Origin of the sequence: Paraburkholderia dipogonis, from assembly GCF_042680985.1 — a bacterium.
GTDB lineage: Bacteria > Pseudomonadota > Gammaproteobacteria > Burkholderiales > Burkholderiaceae > Paraburkholderia > Paraburkholderia phytofirmans.
On record NZ_JBHUFR010000010.1, the window covers coordinates 67,537 to 85,148 of the forward strand.

Annotated in this window: 17 protein-coding genes and 1 pseudogene; 9 read left to right on the forward strand and 9 right to left on the reverse strand. The window is 64.1% G+C overall.

Annotation, left to right across the window (positions count from 1 at the left end):
* Nucleotides 1–13 precede the first annotated feature (13 nt).
* Nucleotides 14–1,099 (reverse strand): glycosyltransferase family 4 protein, encoded by a 1,086-nt coding sequence (locus tag ACFSNN_RS12815; RefSeq protein ID WP_134457042.1) that lies wholly within the window; start codon nt 1,097–1,099, stop codon nt 14–16.
* Between the two features lie 836 nt (nt 1,100–1,935).
* Nucleotides 1,936–2,382, reverse strand: coding sequence for a hypothetical protein (locus ACFSNN_RS12820; protein ID WP_377689183.1), 447 nt, complete (start codon nt 2,380–2,382; stop codon nt 1,936–1,938).
* Here ACFSNN_RS12820 and ACFSNN_RS12825 point away from each other — a divergent pair.
* From ACFSNN_RS12825 to ACFSNN_RS12835, 3 genes are all read left to right on the forward strand, one after another.
* Entirely contained in the window at nt 2,351–3,892 is a 1,542-nt protein-coding gene (locus tag ACFSNN_RS12825) for a hypothetical protein (RefSeq protein ID WP_244322784.1), read from the forward strand. The two genes, ACFSNN_RS12820 and ACFSNN_RS12825, sit on opposite strands and share 32 nt — an antisense overlap.
* A 257-nt stretch (nt 3,893–4,149) precedes the next feature.
* Complete coding sequence (locus ACFSNN_RS12830; RefSeq protein ID WP_134457044.1) at nt 4,150–4,605, forward strand: hypothetical protein; 456 nt, start codon at nt 4,150–4,152, stop codon at nt 4,603–4,605.
* Nucleotides 4,606–4,732: 127 nt separating this feature from the next.
* Nucleotides 4,733–4,873, forward strand: a complete 141-nt coding sequence (locus ACFSNN_RS12835) for a hypothetical protein (protein WP_166679071.1) — start codon at nt 4,733–4,735, stop codon at nt 4,871–4,873.
* A gap of 45 nt (nt 4,874–4,918) precedes the next feature.
* Here the strand turns inward: ACFSNN_RS12835 and ACFSNN_RS12840 are convergent, their stop codons facing one another.
* The 4 genes from ACFSNN_RS12840 to ACFSNN_RS12855 all read right to left on the reverse strand — a co-directional run bounded on the left by ACFSNN_RS12840 (nt 4,919) and on the right by ACFSNN_RS12855 (nt 9,818).
* Entirely contained in the window at nt 4,919–6,403 is a 1,485-nt protein-coding gene (locus ACFSNN_RS12840) for an MFS transporter (protein WP_134457045.1), read from the reverse strand.
* A 73-nt stretch (nt 6,404–6,476) separates the two neighbouring features.
* A complete protein-coding gene (locus ACFSNN_RS12845; protein WP_134457046.1) occupies nt 6,477–7,715 on the reverse strand; it encodes a CaiB/BaiF CoA transferase family protein in 1,239 nt (412 codons plus the stop codon).
* On the reverse strand, nt 7,712–8,689 hold the full coding sequence (locus tag ACFSNN_RS12850; protein ID WP_134457047.1) for a hydroxymethylglutaryl-CoA lyase: 978 nt from the start codon (nt 8,687–8,689) through the stop codon (nt 7,712–7,714). Before ACFSNN_RS12850 ends, ACFSNN_RS12845 begins: the two co-directional genes overlap by 4 nt.
* Before the next feature lie 187 nt (nt 8,690–8,876).
* A complete protein-coding gene (locus ACFSNN_RS12855) occupies nt 8,877–9,818 on the reverse strand; it encodes a LysR family transcriptional regulator (protein ID WP_134457048.1) in 942 nt (313 codons plus the stop codon).
* Nucleotides 9,819–10,137: 319 nt separating this feature from the next.
* Here ACFSNN_RS12855 and ACFSNN_RS12860 point away from each other — a divergent pair, with 319 nt between their 5' ends.
* The 3 genes and pseudogenes from ACFSNN_RS12860 (at nt 10,138) to ACFSNN_RS12870 (ending at nt 12,014) form a co-directional block, all read left to right on the forward strand.
* Nucleotides 10,138–10,785, forward strand: coding sequence for a LysE family translocator (locus tag ACFSNN_RS12860; RefSeq protein WP_134457049.1), 648 nt, complete (start codon nt 10,138–10,140; stop codon nt 10,783–10,785).
* 145 nt (nt 10,786–10,930) lie between these two features.
* A pseudogene (locus ACFSNN_RS12865) lies at nt 10,931–11,107 on the forward strand (LysR substrate-binding domain-containing protein); the annotation flags it as partial.
* A 118-nt stretch (nt 11,108–11,225) separates the two neighbouring features.
* Nucleotides 11,226–12,014, forward strand: coding sequence for a sulfite exporter TauE/SafE family protein (locus ACFSNN_RS12870; protein ID WP_134457050.1), 789 nt, complete (start codon nt 11,226–11,228; stop codon nt 12,012–12,014).
* 61 nt (nt 12,015–12,075) lie between these two features.
* Here ACFSNN_RS12870 and ACFSNN_RS12875 read toward each other — a convergent pair whose 3' ends face one another.
* Both ACFSNN_RS12875 and ACFSNN_RS12880 read right to left on the reverse strand, forming a co-directional pair.
* Nucleotides 12,076–12,324 carry a hypothetical protein gene (locus ACFSNN_RS12875; protein ID WP_012431859.1) on the reverse strand — a complete coding sequence of 83 codons (249 nt, stop codon included), beginning with the start codon at nt 12,322–12,324 and terminating at the stop codon, nt 12,076–12,078.
* Between the two features lie 249 nt (nt 12,325–12,573).
* Nucleotides 12,574–12,927: a BON domain-containing protein gene (locus ACFSNN_RS12880; protein ID WP_134457051.1), complete on the reverse strand. Its 354-nt coding sequence runs from the start codon at nt 12,925–12,927 to the stop codon at nt 12,574–12,576.
* 561 nt (nt 12,928–13,488) lie between these two features.
* Between ACFSNN_RS12880 and ACFSNN_RS12885 the strand changes: the two genes are divergently transcribed.
* From ACFSNN_RS12885 to ACFSNN_RS12895, 3 genes are all read left to right on the forward strand, one after another.
* On the forward strand, nt 13,489–14,982 hold the full coding sequence (locus tag ACFSNN_RS12885; RefSeq protein WP_134457052.1) for a TAXI family TRAP transporter solute-binding subunit: 1,494 nt from the start codon (nt 13,489–13,491) through the stop codon (nt 14,980–14,982).
* 94 nt (nt 14,983–15,076) lie between these two features.
* Nucleotides 15,077–15,727, forward strand: a complete 651-nt coding sequence (locus tag ACFSNN_RS12890) for a 2-hydroxychromene-2-carboxylate isomerase (protein WP_134457053.1) — start codon at nt 15,077–15,079, stop codon at nt 15,725–15,727.
* Nucleotides 15,728–15,970: 243 nt separating this feature from the next.
* Nucleotides 15,971–16,951, forward strand: a complete 981-nt coding sequence (locus ACFSNN_RS12895; protein ID WP_134457054.1) for a LysR substrate-binding domain-containing protein — start codon at nt 15,971–15,973, stop codon at nt 16,949–16,951.
* Nucleotides 16,952–17,021: 70 nt separating this feature from the next.
* Here ACFSNN_RS12895 and xdhC read toward each other — a convergent pair whose 3' ends face one another.
* The gene (xdhC, locus tag ACFSNN_RS12900) at nt 17,022–17,588 is read right to left on the reverse strand and encodes a xanthine dehydrogenase accessory protein XdhC (RefSeq protein WP_244322785.1); all 567 of its coding nucleotides are present in this window, start codon (nt 17,586–17,588) and stop codon (nt 17,022–17,024) included.
* Between the last annotated feature and the right edge of the window lie 24 nt (nt 17,589–17,612).

Sequence of the window (17,612 nt, forward strand, 5' to 3'; positions counted from 1 at the left end):
GGTCCGACCGGCGTCAGGCCGAAACCTGCAGCGGGTGAACGAACTTCCGCGCGATCGTCATGTAACGATCCGCCGTGTCGTGCAGCGTGTAGCCGGCCAGCTGCCGGTTCGCGCGCGGCGTGTCGAGCGCGTGCAACAGCGCGCGGCCGTAGGCTTCGGCGTCGGTCGTGTCGACCAGGCTGACGCCGGCAAACGCGCTCGCAAAGCCGAACGAGGGAATCCGGCTCGCCACGACTGGAATGCCCGACGCAAGCGCCTCGAGAAACCCAATGCTCTGCGCTTCGAAACGCGACGGCATCGCGAAGACCCGCGAGGCGCGCAGAATCGCGGCGACGTCGGAACGCGGCCCGCCCACCGTCACCCTACTTTCCAGGCCGAGCTGACGAACCAGCGACAGCACCGCCCTGTGATAGTCGAGATCTTCGACGACGCCGCAAAACAGCAGACGTGCCTCAGGCTCCGATTGCAACACGCGCTCGAACGCGCGGATCGTGTCCAGCTGGCTCTTGCCTTCGATATAGCGGCCGAGCTGGACGATCTGCTTCGGGTGCATGCCGATGTCCGGCGCGGCGACGTCGTTGGCTTGCGAGAACAATTGCGCATCCACGCCATTCGGAATCACCACCATGGCGGGATGCCGGCCAATCTCACGAAGGTAGTCGTCGATATTCTGCTGTGACACGCCGATGATGGCTCGCGCCCGCCGCGAGAGCAGGCGTTCGGCCCGCTTCAGCGCGCCGTTCTCGAAATCATTGACGCCGGAATGCATGACCCACGCAATCGGCGTATGGACCGGCAGAAGGCGCACATACAGCGCGGCAAGCGTGGCATGAGCGACGATGAAATCGGGCCGGAATCGCCGCACCACGCGATACAGGTGCAGCAGCTTTCCTACCCTGCCGTAGCGAACCTCGGGAAACAGACACGTGACGCCGGCTGCCTGAAGTTCTGCATGAATTGCGGCGAAATCCTCCTGCTCCGGAAGCAGCGATGTCATGCAGACCTCATGGCCACCGCGCTGATGATGAATGGCCAATCCTTTTACGAGTACTTCTGCGCCGGACAAACGCGGTGCATGAACCAGTTGAAGAATCCTCACGATTTATCTCTCTGGATAACCGCCCTTTTTGCGCAGCGGAGGGATGCCGCCCCCGTTATGGCAGACGCAAAGTAACGTCGGCATCCAACATCGTGGTTGGCGCGTTCCGCTTTGCAGAGCGCGTCAATGTCTTCGTAAAACAGCGACAGTTCCGCTGCGAAGTCCATGTCGCGAAGAAACCTTACACCCAAGGTTCAGCACTTTTACGCCAACCCCAAGAGCTTTTCGGCTGACCAATGAGCGCTAGCGCCCATTTCTCAGTCGATTGACCATGCCAGATAGTTAGGCATCCGTTTCAAATTATTGCGGCCCCCAATTCGCTCTGGCGGGAAAATACTGGTTTCGCCTGACAGATATTTTCGTGCGATCAAAGCAATTAGTACTGCATTAATGTTCATACGTAACGACTCGTTACTTCTTTTAAGCATACTAATGCGTATCGTTGCGGTCGATTCTTCCCAAACTAAGCTCTTCTAGCTTGCAGGACAGTAAAAAATTCAATGGCTGCGCCGTGAGTTCACGTACTGCGATCTGAATCGCGCTGTTCCTCAACACGCTGGCCGTTTTCGTCGTACCTTCCCCGGTCGTCCGATTCCGCCAAAATCCGCTTCCTCTAAGCGGTGGCTTTCGTATGACAAACGTTTTCTCAGCACAGAAGCGTTCGGGGCCGGCATCCCGGGAAGGCATCACCCTCGCGCAGCCGCGAAGCTGCGCACTCAGGACGCCAGTGTCGAAGCCTCGGTCATCGGCTGGCTTGCAAATGAACCCCGCTGTTCACCCGACCTCCCGACGCGCTTTGCGCGAGGACGTCGACCCATGATCAGCTCACGCATTGCTTACAGATTGATGAAATCACGACTACTCCTACTCTCGACACTCTCCCTCGCACTCGCCGGATGCGGCGGTGGCGGCGGCAGTAACGGCGCCGCCAGCACCGCGGCAGCCCAGGCCGGCGCCACCGGTTCAAGCAGTTCGGCCAGCACGTCTGCCGCCGGCAACGCCAGTACCGGCACCGCCGCACTGAACGCCGCGGGCGGCACCGCGGCCATGAGCTGCGCCTCGCCCGCCACGTCGGGCGGCTCGGGCAGCGCCACGATCTCCGCCGATACGCCAAGCGCCGACAACACGCGCATCTTCGCGTCCGGCAGCGCCTTCCAGCTCGTCTTCAACACCAACGCGCCGAGCGCGGACACGCTGAACTGGGCCGTCACGGACACGCTCGGCCGCGTCGCCGCGAGCGGCAGCACCGCCGTGCCGAGCGGCGCGAAAACCATCACGTTCAATTGCACCTCGACGCTCGCCGGCTATTTCGCGGCGACGGGTACGCTGGCGAAGAACGGCGGCCAGTTGCCGCAAGCCGGCACACGTCCGGTCGGCATCGCCAGCTTTGGCGTAACGCCGAACCTCTCCGGCGTCGTTCCGGCCGTGACCTATGCGCGCCAGGAGCAGCATCGCTTCGGCATGCAAGGCGCGAACGACAACGGTCCTCTGCTCGCCGCGCTCGGCATTTCGTCGACGATCGACGACCGCCAGCTCTCCAGCACGGAACCGAACGGACCGAACACGTTCAACCCGTCGGCGAATAATCTCGACTCGTTCTACAAGAGCGGCAACGTGATGCGCCTCATCCGCCTCGACGGCATTCCCGCGTGGGCGAGCAGCACCGGCGCCTTCCAGGATGACACGACGCTGCCGACCGACATGTCGTACTACCAGAGCTATATGAGCCGCGTCGGCACGGAATCGAACGCGATCCGCGCCGCGTACTTCCCGACTCAATCGGCAAACTACTATCAGGTGACGTGGGAACCGAACCAGATGTGGACCGACACCGACGCCAACTTCGTCGCGTTGTACCAGGCGGCCTATCAGGGCATTCATTCAACCGATCCGCACGCGATGGTGATGGGCCCGGCCGATGCCTTCCCGAGCCTGACCACTTCGCACCTGAAGCGTCTCGCCTCGCTCGGCTTCGGCCAATACATCGATGCGGTCGCCACGCACGGTTACTACGACGCGGGCACCTCGCCGTCGCATCCACCTGAGCGCTACGACAGCGATCCGTCCACCGCCGACGGTTCGTTGCGCGGCCAGATGCGCAACCTGCGCGCGGAAATGGCCACCGACTACCGCACGGGCATGCATCTGTTCTCGACGGAAGCGGGCATCAGCTACGACCTCGGCACGTCGTACGGCCCGAACTATCCGAGCGCGAACGTGTTGTACGCACAAGCGGCGGTCGCGGCGCGCATGCACATCATCACGCTCGGCGAAGGCGCGGACCAGACCTACGTGTTCTACGGCGCGGACTATCCGGATGAAGTCGGCTACGGCACTTTCTTCGACCTGAGCGACGCGCAAGGCGCCTACGGCGCGACCAACATCAGCCCGAAGCCGGTCGCCATGGCGATCAGCGCGATGACGCACACGCTCGACGGCACCACCACGCTCGGTCCTGTGAACGGCACGCCTAACGGCGTCTACGCGTACGCGTTCCAGCAGGTAGGCAACGGCGCGGTTGTCACCGCTTTGTGGGCGCACAACAACAACGTGTGGAGCGCGAGCGCGGGCTTTAGCTCGACCTATAGCGTCGCGTACAGCCTCGACGTCGACGCGCCGGGCACGAGCGGCACCGTGAAGGTGGTCGACATGATGGGCAACGCGACCAATGCGAAGTACAGCAACGGTGTGCTGACGCTCAACCTGACTGAATCGCCGGTGTACGTGGTGTCGAACAATGCGTCGGTCGCCAAGGCCAACGCGACGACGCCGGTGGGATACGTCGGCATGTAAGACACGCGTTTGATGGACCCGGATTCGGGTACTCGGCGGACATGAAAAACGTCAGCCGGCTCATGGGCCGGCTGACGTTATTTTTTTGGCCGCTCGAAACAGGCACCGCAAGTTCGGCGTCGAAACGAGTCACGCTGTCACAGCAGCGCATCAAAAGCTTGAGATTTGTCTTATAGCGAAGCAGGTTCCCGCTGCCTAGAATCCGCTACTCCTTTAAACAGTCAACAGGCCAGCACTCTCAGCGGGCGAGGTAAGACGTGAGCAACACCTACCAGATGAACTACAGAACTCCGATCGCTGAAAGCTGGAACCACAACATTCCCCTCCCCACACCTGAAGCAGCAGAAGACGTCTCGTCGATGCTCGAACGGTTGAAAGCCGAATCGAATTCGCTGGAGTCGTACTTCACCGAACTCGAGAACGAACTCAAGCGCGTCCATCTCAAACGAAAGATCGTGGGCAAAAAACTGGGCGTGCTTTCGGAACTCGTCAAGGATGTCGACGCGCTGCATGCGGAGCCCGCAGTAGCGGTACGGACCGTAGCTGCCGGAGCCGAGACGCAAACCGTTCCGCGACGCTCGCGCAAGAAACAGATATTCGCCGTTGCGGCGATTATTCTCGTGGCGCTGGCGATTGCTTTCATCGCACTGGAAAAAACCGGTCAGATTTCTTGCGTGACTTGCGCGCCGGCCAGGCTGCTGGGCCTGATGTAAGTTTCGCTGCGACCCGAGCCAGGCGAACGTCTTAAAAACCAGAAACCCCAACATAAAGCGCTAAATCGGGCGCACACTAGCGTATTGCTCGTATGCGGAGCAAAAACCGCCAATTGGGGAGTCCATCATGGCAAAAGGTCAAATGCGCAGTAACCGCGAAGTCAAGAAACCGAAGCAGGCGAAAAAACCCCAACCCGCCACTTCGCCATCCGGCGCGCCGCCGATCCGCGTAGCACCCAGCGTGTCGGCGACCCAGAAGAAGCACTAAAACGAGCAAGCCCGCCACGTACAGGCGGGCATTCTCGTCAACGAATTACTTCGAAATATCCTCCAGCGCCACGTCCCGTGTCTTCGGTCCAAGCATCCCAATGGCCAGCATCACAACCGCCATCGCTCCGGAGATAAACACGAACACGCCGTCCACGCCGAAGCGGCTCAAACATCCCGCGATCACGAACGCGGAGAACATCGCCGAGATCCGGCTCCACGAATAAACGAATCCCACGGCCCGCGCCCGGATACTGGTCGGAAACAACTCGGCCTGATACGCGTGATAGCTATACGAAATAATATTTCCCGCTAGCACGAGACACACGCCCAGGCTCACCAGCAAGACCGTCTCGCGCGCCTGGCTAAACGCCAGCCCGCACACCACGTTCACCCCCGCCATGCAGATGATCACCGTCTTGCGCTCGAAGCGGTCGGCAATCAGCAAGCCCAGCAACGGCCCGAGCGGCGCGGCAATCGCGATGATGCTCGCGTACATCAGACTCGTCGTCACCGTAATGCCCTGTTTGATCAGCAAGGTCGGAATCCAGTTCGCGAAGCCGTAATACCCCATTGTCTGAAACACGTGGAAGATGATCAGCATCAGCGTGCGTTTGCGGTACGGCGGCACCAGCAGATCGCGAAACGCCGCCCTCGCGCGCACCGGTTCGGGCAACGCGGGTTCCGGCAGCGGCCGTCCGTACTCACGCTCGACGCGTGCTTCGAGCCGCGTCATGATCGCGTCCGCTTCGTCGATGCGGCCTTTTTGCGCGAGCCAGCGCGGGCTCTCCGGCAGACGCAGACGGATCCACCACACCACGATCGCGCCGACCACGCCGGTCAGCACGACCAGACGCCAGCCATCCAGACCGAAGTAACGATGCGGCACCAGCAGATACGACATAAACGCGACGATCGGCACCGCGCAAAAGCCGACCGCCTGCGAACACGCCGACGCGCGTCCGCGCACATGCTTCGGCACGAGTTCGGAGATGTAAGTGCCGATCGTGACGATCTCCACGCCAATGCCGATCCCTGCGATGAAACGCCAGAGATTGAGCCCGAGCGCCGTGTCCTGAAACGCCATGATGATGTTGGCCGCCGTGTACCAGAGCAGCGACCACGTGAAGATCGCGCGCCGGCCGAAACGATCGGCGAGAAACCCGCACGCGGCCGTGCCGATGAACAGGCCCGCGAACAAGGCCGCAATGAAACTCGCCACACCGCTCGTGCCGAACAGCCCGTGCGTGGTCGCGGTGAGAATGCCGCTGCGCACGAGTCCCGGTGCGATGTAGCCGGAGAACATCAGGTCGTACAGTTCGAAGAAGAGCCCGAGGCTCAGCAGCATCACCAGCTTCCAGATCGACCGCGTGGCCGGCAGGCGGTCGAGCCGCGCGGAAATGCGCGCGCCGTCCAGCCCGATTTCGTCCGCGCGGTCGCCGGCGGATGCGCCCGCGCCGGAAGGTAATCCGCCGAGCGCGCCGGCATCGCCGATCGACGTTGCATACACCGCTTGATTCGACGACTTCATCGTCTGTCTCCTTGATCCGGTCTCGCGCCGGATGAGATTGATTTGATTGCGTTCGATGCGTCGAGCGCAGCGCTCAGGCAGCGGCTTCGCGCGGCACCTGCGTCGAACCGCCGCCCAGCGCCGCGGTCTGCGCTTCGTCGTAGCCCAGCTCGCGCAGCACTTGCGCGGTGTGCTCGCCGATCTTCGCGATCGGTTGACGCGGTTGCAGACGCGCGCCGTCGAGTGAGATCGGCAGCAGAGGCATGGCGGTTTCGCTGCCGTCGTCGAGCGTGAGGCGCGCAAGACCGCCGCTCTCGTTCAGGTGCGGATCGTCGAACAACGCTTCGGGTTTCGTGATCGAGGCGAACGGAATGTGGTCGCGCTCGAACTGCGGCGCGAGCGCCGCGCCTTCGAACTGGCTCAGCGTTTCGCCGAGCGTGCGCAGCAACCATTCGCGCGCCTGCACGCGGTCGTTGTTGGTGGTGAGGCGCGGGTCGGCCAGCAGATCCGCGCGGCCGAGAATCGCGCACAGCGCGCGCCACTGGCCGTCGCCGGTCGCGGCTATGAACATCTGCTCGCCGTTGGCGAGCGTGAACACGTCGTACACGGCCCATGCGCTGATGCGCTCGGGCATCGGCGCGGCGGGCACACCGGTCGCAGCGAACTGCTGCATGTGCTGCGCGGAGAGCAGCACGCAGTTCTCGAACAGCGCGCTCTGCACTTCCTTGCCGCGGCCGCTTGCACTCCGTTCATGCAACGCGGCGAGCACGCCGATCGCGCCGAACATGCCGCCCATGATGTCGTTGACCGAACTGCCCGCGCGCAACGGACGGCCAACCGGTCCCGTCATATAGGCGAGGCCGGCCATCATCTGCACGACTTCGTCGAGCGCGAGACGGTGTTCATACGGACCGTTCAGGAAGCCTTTGTGCGAGACGTAGATGAGCTTCGGATTGCGCTCGCGCAACGAGGCGTAATCGAGGCCGAGGCTCGCCATGCGGCCCGGCTTGAAGTTCTCGACGAACACATCGGCGGTATCGACCAGCTTGTGCAGCGCGGCCAAGCCCGCTTCGCTATCGAGGTCGAGCGCCACGCTCTTCTTGTTGCGGTTGAAGGTGCGAAAAAAGCCCGCGCCGGTGCCGAGCAAACGACGCGTACCGTCGCCGCGCGGCGGTTCGACCTTGATCACTTCGGCGCCGAGGTCGCCGAGAATCATCCCGCAGGTCGGGCCCATCACCATATGCGACAACTCGATCACGCGAATGCCCGCGAGCGGCAGCGCGCCGGACTGCGGCTGCGGCGCCAAAGAAGAAGTAGAGGAAAGCGGATTCATTGCAGTACCTGCGAGTCGGAGGATTCGAAACGTTGACGGGTGGCGCTGAACTGTTTCGGCAAGCCGGCGCGCGCCAGATAGCCGTACAGCGGTTCGCCGGGCAAAGCGTCGGCGAGCACGGCGCGCGACGCGAGCAGACGGTCGAGGTCGATGCCGGTCTCATAGCCCATGCTGTCGAGCATGAACACGAGGTCTTCGGTGTTGACGTTGCCGGTCGCGCCCGGCGCGTGCGGGCAGCCGCCGAGTCCGGCGAGCGACGCGTCGAATTCGCGGATTCCGTGTTGCAGCGCGACCAGCGTGTTGGCGAGACCGAGGCCGCGCGTGTCGTGGAAATGCAGCGAGCGCAGCTTGCCGCCCACGAAGTCGCGCACCAGTTCGATGATCTCGCCGACCTGACGCGGCGTCGCTTCACCGGTGGTGTCGCCGAGCGCGACCACATCGGCGCCCGCTTGCACCGCGGCGCGAGCGATCGCGGCGATATCCGCGTACGGCACCGCCCCTTGCAACGTGCAACCGAACACCGTCGATAACCCGGCGATCAGTTCGACGCGCCGCGCGCCCGCTTTCGACGCACCGTCGATCGACTCGCGCATTGCCGCGAACGCCTCGATCATTTCGGCCGGCGTCTTGCGCACGTTCGCAAGGCTATGCGCGGTGCTCACCGAAATCGGCGCGACGATGCGGTGCACGCCGGCTTCGAGCGCGCGTTGCGCGCCCTTCAGGTTCGGCACCAGCGCCGTCACGATCAGATCGTCGTAGGTGAGCGCGTGGGCGATGACTTCGTCGGCGTCGGCCATTTGCGGCAGCAGCTTCGCCGGCACGAACGAGGCGACTTCCATATGGCGTACGCCGGCGGCATACGCGGCGTCGATCCAGCGCCGTTTGAACTCGGTGGGCATCGTGCGGGCGATGCTTTGCAGGCCGTCGCGCATACCGACTTCGGTCACGACAACGCGCTCCTGGATGTCACTCATGGTCTTGTATCCCGGTCTTGAATGCCGCGGAGAATGCGGGGAATGAAGCAACTGAGTGACAGCGTGCCCACGCATCGGCGCGCGGAAAAGTCTGCGTTGGCGACGCACTCCATCGCCGTTCGCGATGGCGGCTCAGGCAGGCGGGACGGGCGTGAGCCGTCGCAAAGGGGAAACCCTTAAGGGCTTTTCAGAGGGTCTTGATGCGTGGATCGCCGTTGGATTCGCAGGCTTCGCCTCCCACCGCGTTCAACAGATGATCGAGCAGATGCGCCGCCGCGAGCGTGAGCGCCTGACGGTCGCGCATGCAAATCACGAAGCGCCGTTCGGCCCAGGCTTCGCGCAAGGGCACGGCGATGATGCCGTATTCGTCGGCGGCATGGCGGGGCAGCGCTTCGCGCGGCAGGATCGCCACGGCGAGGCCGGCCTGGATGAAACGATAGGCGGCGTCGAACGTCGACACGTAGGTGCGATAGTTGAGTTCGCGGCCCTTTTCCAACGCGATGCGCTGCATCAGCGCGTTCACCGACGCATTCGACGAGAGCCCGAGGTGATCGAACGCCAGCGTCTGCTCGAAGCTGATCGCGGCCTCGCCCGCGAGCGGATGATCGCGCGGCACGATCAGCGCGAGATGATCGGCGCGATACGGCACGATGTCGAGACTGCCCATCGCCACGACGTCGCGGCAAATGCCGAGATCGGCGACGCCCTCTTCCAGCCCTCGCACGATTTCCGCGCTCACGCGCTCTTCGACGTCCACGCGAATTCGCGGGTTCGCCTTCAGAAACGCCGAAAGCGCCTCGGGTAGGAATTCGACCATCGACGACACGTTCGCCAGCACGCGCACATGGCCGCGCGCGCCGGCCGCGTATTCGCTGAGTTCGGCCTGCAGGCGTTCGTGGCCGCGCATGATGAGCCGCGCGTGCCGCAGCAGCGCCTCGCCGGCGGCGGTCGCGCGCACGCCGCGCTGGCTGCGCGAGAGCAACGCGACGTCGACCAGCGCCTCGAGATCGGCGAGCCGCTTGCTGACCGCCGACGGCGCGATGAACTCGCGTTCGGCCGCGCGCGCGATCGTGCCTTCCTCGCAGACGGCAATGAACAAGCGCAACGTGACCTGATCGATCTGCCACATGAGCGGGCGTGCTCCCAAGCTTCAAAGTGGGAAAATTATGCCCGACGATGACGGCGGCTGAGGCCATGTCAGGGTATCTACCGCGGGAGTTGCTTGGACTGTCGCGTCGTGTGGACTGATTGGGCACCTGAGGCGCTCACCGCTGCGTGAGACGCCCAAGCCGCTTGATCCGCCTGAGCTCGTGACCGCGCCCGCACTTGCCGGGCTTTTCCAGTCTGGCTATGCTGAGGGGCTTGCCGGGCGCGCGCATCTTTGCAGCGTGCATGTTTTGCAGTGCGCATCACCGCAGAAACACCAGAACAATCAATCAGAGATAGCCATGTCCACCACCAGTCTTTTCCTTACCGCCGCTGGCGTCGGCCTCGCGATTGCCGCGCCGGTCGGCCCGATGGGCATGCTGTGTATCCGCCGCACGCTGACCGGCGGTCCGCGAGCCGGGCTTGCCATCGGTTTCGGCATCGCAACCGGCGACGCCGCTTATGGTTTGATCGCGGCGCTCGGCCTCGTCAGCATCTCGCAGTTCATGCTCGCGTACGACCGGCCCTTGCATTTGCTGGCCGGGTTGTTCCTGTTGTATCTGGGGGTGCGCACGCTGCTGCAAAAAGCGCCCGCCGACGCGTCGAACGGCAACGGCGAAGCCAACGGCAAGCTCGCGCAAGTGGGCCGCGCGGGCGCGCTGCGCGCGTACGCGAGTTCCTTGCTGCTCACGCTGACCAATCCGCAAACGGTCATCATGTTCGCCGCGCTGTTCACGACGCTCGCCCCGCGCGGCGCGTTCTCATCGAGCATCGCGCTGACCACGGTCGGCGGCGTGTTTTGCGGTTCGATCGCGTGGTGGTGTTTTCTCGTGACCGTGGTGTCGCTCGCGCGCCATGCGATCGGCAGCAAACTACGCGTGGCCATCGACAAGATTGTCGGGTTCACGCTGGCGGCGTTCGGCGTCGTGGAAATTCGCCGGGCGCTTTGAGCGGGGGTTGGAACACATCGCTTTGCGCTAGCGCTGCGGTTGCGCTGGCGGTGCGGCCTCACTTTCACGAGCGCTCGCGCAGCGCCACGACCACCACGTCGGCAATCGCCATCAACCCACCCCATAGCGTCGCGAGCCCCGGGCGCTCGCCGATGCCTATCTGCAGCGCAGCGGTCTCGCGCGCGTGGGCCGCCATGAAGTCGCCTCGCCGCTGACGTACTACTTCGTGCACGCGAAAGGCGAGACCCGGCCCGAAGTGCTGGCGTTGATCGACCGTATGCATGCCGCTTCATACGCAAACGCGGCAGTTTTGCGACAATAGCGGCTTTCGCCGCGCCCCGGCGGCCTGAGCGCCGCGCTCCATCGACCGTCGAAGGCCGGCGCGCCGGCCTTGCCGCCTATAACCCGTCCAATTCACCCGACCGTCAGCGGTCCGCTCAATGGCCCTTCCCCACATCGATCTGCTGTACTCCGTCTCCGGCCTGTTTGTCGGCTTTCTGGTCGGACTGACGGGCGTCGGCGGCGGCTCGCTGATGACGCCGATCCTGGTCCTGCTGTTCAACGTGCATCCGGCCACCGCGGTCGGCACCGACCTGCTGTACGCGGCGGCCACCAAGGCGACCGGCACGCTGGTGCACGGCCTGAAGGGCTCGGTCGACTGGCAGATCACGCTGCGTCTCGCCGCCGGCAGCGTGCCGGCGGCCACCATCACGCTGATCCTGCTGCATCGGTTTGGGATGGACACGCCGGGCGCCGGCCGGCTTATCCAGGTCGTGCTCGGCGCGGCGTTGCTGGTGACGGCGGTGGCGCTGGTGTTTCGTCCGCAACTCGCGGCGCTCGGTGCGCGCAAGCAGCGTACGCCGCGTCAGGGACGCACGCTCGCGCTCACCGTGCTGACCGGCGCGGTGCTCGGCGTGCTGGTGTCGCTGACTTCGGTCGGGGCGGGCGCGATCGGCGTGACGGTGTTGCTGCTGCTGTATCCGCTGTTGCCGACCACGCGCATCGTCGGCTCGGACATCGCGCATGCGGTGCCGCTCACCTTGCTGGCGGGCGCCGGCCATTGGCTGCTCGGCTCGATCGACTGGTCGATGCTGTTGTCGTTGCTGGTGGGATCGCTGCCGGGCATCGCGATCGGCAGCTATCTGTCGTCGCGCGCCCCGGACAAGCTGCTGCGCAACCTGCTCGCCGCCACGCTCACGCTGGTCGGCGTGCGTCTCGTGCTGGCCTGAAACCGCCTGAAGAATATCGACGCACGCCGACGCAAACGCGCCGACGCAAAACGTCCAGCGGTTATTTGAAGAACCGGCAGGTCAGATCGGACTCGAACTGCCTGATCCATTGACCGTGACGGTCATGATAGGACTGCGCCCAGCCGCCGCGCCGCACGGTGACGAGACGTTCGTGCGCCACGTCGCCTGGATCCGCGCAGGCGCTGATGTCGAAATGCGCCGGCGCGAAACCGTGACGCGCGCACACCAGTTCGAAAGCCGCCCGATCGCCGATAGGTAGATCGGTATAGCGCAAAGGCGAGGTTTCCATGGCGTTGACTCCGGTTTGCTATCCGTCACAGTACGCTTAGCAACGCGTCAGCAGTGTGTCACAGCGCACAGACGGACCGTGGCCGCGCCACCGTCCCGTTCGACATGGCTAAGCCTCATCATCGCCGCGTCAATAATCGCCAGATAAAAATAAAAAAAGGCTCCGGTTTTTTGCCGGAACCTTGGTGCACGTCTGCATCACGATGGCGCATGACGGCATGAACCGCCCGCGCCAGGTGCCGCAGCTTACTTACTGCTGCACAACGGTCAGCTTGTTCGACACCGACGTCACGCCGGCGACGCCCTTGGCGGCCTGGCCGGCAGCGTCGATCTGGCCTTGGTCAGGCACCGAACCCGTCAGCGTCACCGCGCCGCCACGAGCACGCACGGCGATGTTCGACACGTCGACACCTTGTGTCTTGGCCAGCGCGCTACGCACCTTGCGGCCCAGCTGGCTATTCGCCTTCTTGACCGACTTGGCGCTCGCAGCCGGCGCGGCGGTCGTGCCGGTTGCCGTTGCGTCGCTTGCCTGAGCGTACACATTGCACGCCACCACCATTGCCACAACCGAACCCAGCGTTTTCAGAAAACCGACCGATTTCATAGCTTTTCTTCTCCTTTGCTTCACATTGGACCGCATAGACAAGCGGCTTCGTTACGACTTCCGGCGGCCATGCGAGGCGCACGCGACAAAGCGCGCGCGAGCGACGGCCGACTATGGCTGTAACACGATGTGCGAGAGGCGAGAGAGGCCGGTTGCCGTTGCCGCCCGCGATGACGGGCATGCAGCGCGGTACGAAAACCGGCAAGCCGCGAGGTCCGCCGACGCGCCCGGTTCTTGTATGTCGTGCCGGGTCGCGCCGCGCAAAACATCCGTTTGCGGCAGCGATGCACAATTTAATCTAGCCGGGCCAGAATCGCAAAGGGTTTAGTCAGGTTTAGTCATACTCGAGATGCTTTAGATGCAAATCGCGTCAGCGTGTGGACTGCCACGCCACGTTCACGATTTGTTACGGGTTTGTCGGCGCCGGCCGCCGCCACGCGTTTCGCCGGGTGGTGAATCTCAGGTACCATCGGCGCGACGCGCGCTGCCGCACCGCCGCGCGCTTGCGCGCCGCGGAGCGCCGCCCCTGTTCACTTTCGACCGTAGCCGTCACGTCATCCGATGAAGCCAGCCACCGGCCGCAAAAGCCCTCCCCGTCTCGTCGCCCGTTTTGTCGCGATCTCCTGGCGCGATCTCGCGGTCTCGTTCGGGCCGATCCTGCTGATCGTCGCCGTCGCGATCTGGGTCGCCGTGCGGCTGATCCAGCCCGCGCCGCCCAGCACGCTGACCATCAGCGCCGGCCCCGAAGGCAGCACCTTCTGGAATGCCGCACAAAAGTACAAGGAGATTCTGGCGCGCAACCGCATCACGCTGAAGGTACTGCCGTCGGAAGGTTCGCTGCAGAATCTCAAGCGGCTGTCGGACCCGAAGTCGGATGTGGATGTCGGCTTCGTGCAGGACGGCGTCGCGCCCGGTCCGGCCGCGGAAGGGCTGATGTCGCTCGGCAGCGTGGCCTATGTGCCGCTCGCGATTTTCTATCACGGACCGACCGTCACGCGGCTTTCCGAGTTCAAGGGCGAGCGGCTCGCGGTCGGCGCCGAAGGCAGCGGCACGCGCGAACTGGCGCTCGCGCTGCTCAAGGCCAACGGCATCGTGCCGGGCGGCGCGACCAAACTGCTGCCGCTCTCCGGCGACGACGCCGCCGAGGCACTCGTCTCCGGCAAGGTCGACGCGGCGTTCCTCGCCGGCGATTCGGCGCAACCCGCGGTGATGGGCAAGCTGTACCGCACGCCGAACGTGCAGTTCTACGACTTCTCGCAAGCCGACGCCTACACGCGCCGCTTTCCCTACCTGACGCAACTCCAAATGCCGATGGGCGCGTTCGACCTCGGCAAGAACCTGCCGTCGGCGCCGATTCACATGGTGGCGCCAACCGCCGAGCTGGTGGCGCGCGACTCGCTGCATCCCGCGCTGTCGGACCTGTTGATCGAAGCCGCGCGCGAGGTGCACGGCAAGGCGAACATCATGCAGCGCGCCGGCGAATTCCCCGCGCCGCTCGCGCACGACTTCCCGATCAGCGACGACGCCGCCCGCTATTACAAGTCAGGCAAGAGCTTCCTCTACCGCATCCTGCCGTTCTGGCTCGCGAGTCTCGCCGACCGGCTGCTGGTGGTGGTCGTGCCGCTGATCGTGTTGCTGGTGCCGGCCTTGCGCCTGGTGCCGTCGCTCTATGCATGGCGGGTGAAATCGCGCATCTATCGCTGGTACGGCGCGCTGATCGCGATCGAACGCAGCGCGCTCAGCGACCATTCGCCGGCCGAGCGCGCCACGCTGATCGAGCGGCTCGACGCGATCGAGGAGTCGGTCAACGGGCTGAAGATGCCGCTCGCCTATGCGGATCAGTTTTACGTGCTGCGCGAGCATATCGGCTTCGTGCGCCAGCGGCTCACGCAGGCCCGCGACGCCCAGCGCGACGACGCTGCCAACGAAGTGGAAAGCGCGGAGAGCAATTCAGGCGAACCTGGTGCGGAGCCCACGCCGGCCGCCGCGAACGAAGCGGCCGAAATCGGCGAAACACGCGAAGGCGGCGACGAGGGCAACGCCAAACCATATTGACGGGTGCAAGCCGCGGCTGCACCGCGTAAGATCATTACAATTCCGACGGTGCAGCAGACGCGCCGTGAGGAAACAGGCAATTCGGGAGACATTTATGACCGTTGGCATCGACGCCAGGCAACCGCTGTGGTTTTACGACTTCGTCTCGCCGTTTACCTACCTGTTGCTGGAGCAACACGACAAATGGCCGGGCTTCGACTTCGTGTTCACGCCGGTCGTACTGAACGATCTCTATCGTCACTGGGGACAGCGGCCCGCTTACGGGGTGCCCTCGAAACGCACCTTCCTGTACCGGCACGCTCTGTTTCGCGCGGAGCAACTCGGCATTCCGTACAAGATGCCGCCCGCGCATCCGTTCGACTCCATGAAGCCGCTGCTGCTCGCCACCGCGGCGAACGGCGACGTCCAGTTCGTGCGCGAGATCTTCCGTTTCATCTGGCGTGAAGGACGCGATCCGTCCACCGAAGCAGCCTTTGCCGAGCTGTGCGACCGCGTCGGCATGCCTGACGGTCCGGAGATCATCCAAAGCGCAGCCGTGCTCGAACAATTGCAGCGCAATACGGCGGATGCGATCGGCCTCGGCGTCTACGGTGTGCCGACCTTCTTCCTGAACGATCAATTGTTCTGGGGCGAAGACGCGTTGCCCATGGTGCTGTACTGCGCGCGCACGCCGAACTGGCTCGAATCGAGAGAAGTCAAACGGATCAGTTCGCTGCCCTCGGGGCTCGCGAACATTCAAACGTAGGCGATACGTAAGCGTAGCGCGGACAAAACGCGCGCCGCACGGCGCTTATGTGGCTTTGTCGCGGCAAAACGGGCTTGCTGATGCCGGCCATACCGTGCCCGCTATGCCGCTACACCGCAAACGGGCCTAAGGTTATGACCTTCGCGCCATGCGCGTTGGCGTTGCGCGCTTGCGAGAATCTCGCGAGCGGCTCCGTAAGACGCCTCATCGGATCCGATTCGTTTGCCCCGCCTTGCTTAAACCATGGACGACACCGCCGCTTCCCTCGATATCTGGCTCGTGCGCGTGCTGCGCACGCTGCTGGTCGAGCGCAGCGTCACGCAGACAGCGTTGCGTCTGAATCAGACCCAGCCCGCCATCAGCACCGCGCTGCGCAAACTGCGCGAAACATTGAACGACCCGATCCTCGTGCGCGGCAAGTCGGGCATGGTGCCGACCGAATATGGCGAATCGCTGCTGGCTTCCGCGCAACGCGTGCTGCGCGACGTGGACTTCGTGGCGACGCCGCACGGCGACTTCGATCCCGGCCGCTCGCGCCGCACGTTTCGCGTGGCCGCGCCGGACTATCTGAACGACTTCTTCATGCCGACGGTCATCGCGCAGTTTCGCGAGGCGGCGCCACATGCTCGGCTCGAGATCGGTTCGCTCAGCCCTTTGCTCGATTATTCCGCCGCGCTCGACGCCGGCGAACTGGATCTCGTGATCGGCAACTGGCCGAAGCCCGAGCCGCGTTTCGAGCGCAGCGATCTGTTCTCCGACACCGTGGTGTGCATGATGCGCGCCGATCATCCGTTGACGCGTATGCCGTTGACGCGCGAAGCGTATCTCGCCGCGCCGCATCTCGCGCCGACGCCGTACAGCGGCGCGAGCAGCGGCGCCATCGACATCGGCTTCGCGCGGGCGCGCGCCGAGCGCCGCATCGTCGCCACGCTGCCCTACTTCGGGCTGGTGCCGCAGACGCTGCTGCAATCCGATCTGATCTTCACGACGACGCGCCGCTTTGCGATGCACTACGCGGACATGTTGCCGCTCGCGGTCGTCGATGTGCCGATTCCGTTTCCGCGCATCAAGTGCTATCAATTGTGGCATCCGCAGCCGGACCGGCCGAGCGATGTCGGCTGGCTGCGTACGCTCATGTCGCAAGTGTCGGATACGCTGGTCGCGCAGAAGGTGCGGCGTGCGAAGCGCGCGCCCAAAAAGGAAACGTCAGCCGCAACGGGCTGACGTTTCGAGTTTTGCAGTTCGATCGGCGCCGGCCGGGCGCCTCGTTCTGATTCGCTCTATTGCTCAGACATCACACGCTCGCGCAGAGTTGCTGCGTCGCGCGTTGCGCCACGACCTGCCGCGTGCGAATCTGCAGCAACTCGGCGCACACCGCCACGGCAATCGCCGAAGGCGCCTTGTCGACGATACCCGCCACGCCGATCGGACACGTCATCTCCACCAGCCGATCCAGATCCACGCCTCGATCGAGCAAACGACGCTCGAATTTCACGCGCTTCGTCTTCGAGCCGATCATGCCGAAGTAGGTGAAATCGCGCCGCCGCATGATGCGCGCGGCGAGCGAAAAATCGAGCGCGTGGTTATGCGTCATCACGAGAAAGTAGGCGCCGGGCGGCGCGGCATCGACGATCGCGTCCGGCGTGTCGGTCGCTTCGACTTGCACGTTGGCGGGCGTTTCGTCGGGGAACAGTTCGTCGCGTTCGTCGACCCACTGGACCACGCACGGCAAGCTGCCGAGCAGCTTGACGAGCGCGTGCCCGACGTGCCCCGCGCCGAACAGCACGATATGCATCGGCGCCGGACGCGGCATCTGCACGGTGCTGCGTCGGCCGATCTGAACGGATGAAAAATCGTTCATGGCGATCATTCCAGTGAGTGTGTT

What these genes read in the sequence shown, in the direction of transcription:
- ACFSNN_RS12880 (WP_134457051.1), bottom strand. Translation starts at nt 12,927, where the DNA reads ATGAAATCGGTCGGTTTTCTGAAAACGCTGGGTTCGGTTGTGGCAATG.
- ACFSNN_RS12895 (WP_134457054.1), top strand. Translation starts at nt 15,971, where the DNA reads ATGGACGACACCGCCGCTTCCCTCGATATCTGGCTCGTGCGCGTGCTG.
- ACFSNN_RS12890 (WP_134457053.1), top strand. Translation starts at nt 15,077, where the DNA reads ATGACCGTTGGCATCGACGCCAGGCAACCGCTGTGGTTTTACGACTTC.
- ACFSNN_RS12870 (WP_134457050.1), top strand. Translation starts at nt 11,226, where the DNA reads ATGGCCCTTCCCCACATCGATCTGCTGTACTCCGTCTCCGGCCTGTTT.
- ACFSNN_RS12885 (WP_134457052.1), top strand. Translation starts at nt 13,489, where the DNA reads ATGAAGCCAGCCACCGGCCGCAAAAGCCCTCCCCGTCTCGTCGCCCGT.
- ACFSNN_RS12875 (WP_012431859.1), bottom strand. Translation starts at nt 12,324, where the DNA reads ATGGAAACCTCGCCTTTGCGCTATACCGATCTACCTATCGGCGATCGG.
- ACFSNN_RS12835 (WP_166679071.1), top strand. Translation starts at nt 4,733, where the DNA reads ATGGCAAAAGGTCAAATGCGCAGTAACCGCGAAGTCAAGAAACCGAAG.
- ACFSNN_RS12855 (WP_134457048.1), bottom strand. Translation starts at nt 9,818, where the DNA reads ATGTGGCAGATCGATCAGGTCACGTTGCGCTTGTTCATTGCCGTCTGC.
- ACFSNN_RS12845 (WP_134457046.1), bottom strand. Translation starts at nt 7,715, where the DNA reads ATGAATCCGCTTTCCTCTACTTCTTCTTTGGCGCCGCAGCCGCAGTCC.
- xdhC (WP_244322785.1), bottom strand. Translation starts at nt 17,588, where the DNA reads ATGAACGATTTTTCATCCGTTCAGATCGGCCGACGCAGCACCGTGCAG.
- ACFSNN_RS12850 (WP_134457047.1), bottom strand. Translation starts at nt 8,689, where the DNA reads ATGAGTGACATCCAGGAGCGCGTTGTCGTGACCGAAGTCGGTATGCGC.
- ACFSNN_RS12840 (WP_134457045.1), bottom strand. Translation starts at nt 6,403, where the DNA reads ATGAAGTCGTCGAATCAAGCGGTGTATGCAACGTCGATCGGCGATGCC.
- ACFSNN_RS12860 (WP_134457049.1), top strand. Translation starts at nt 10,138, where the DNA reads ATGTCCACCACCAGTCTTTTCCTTACCGCCGCTGGCGTCGGCCTCGCG.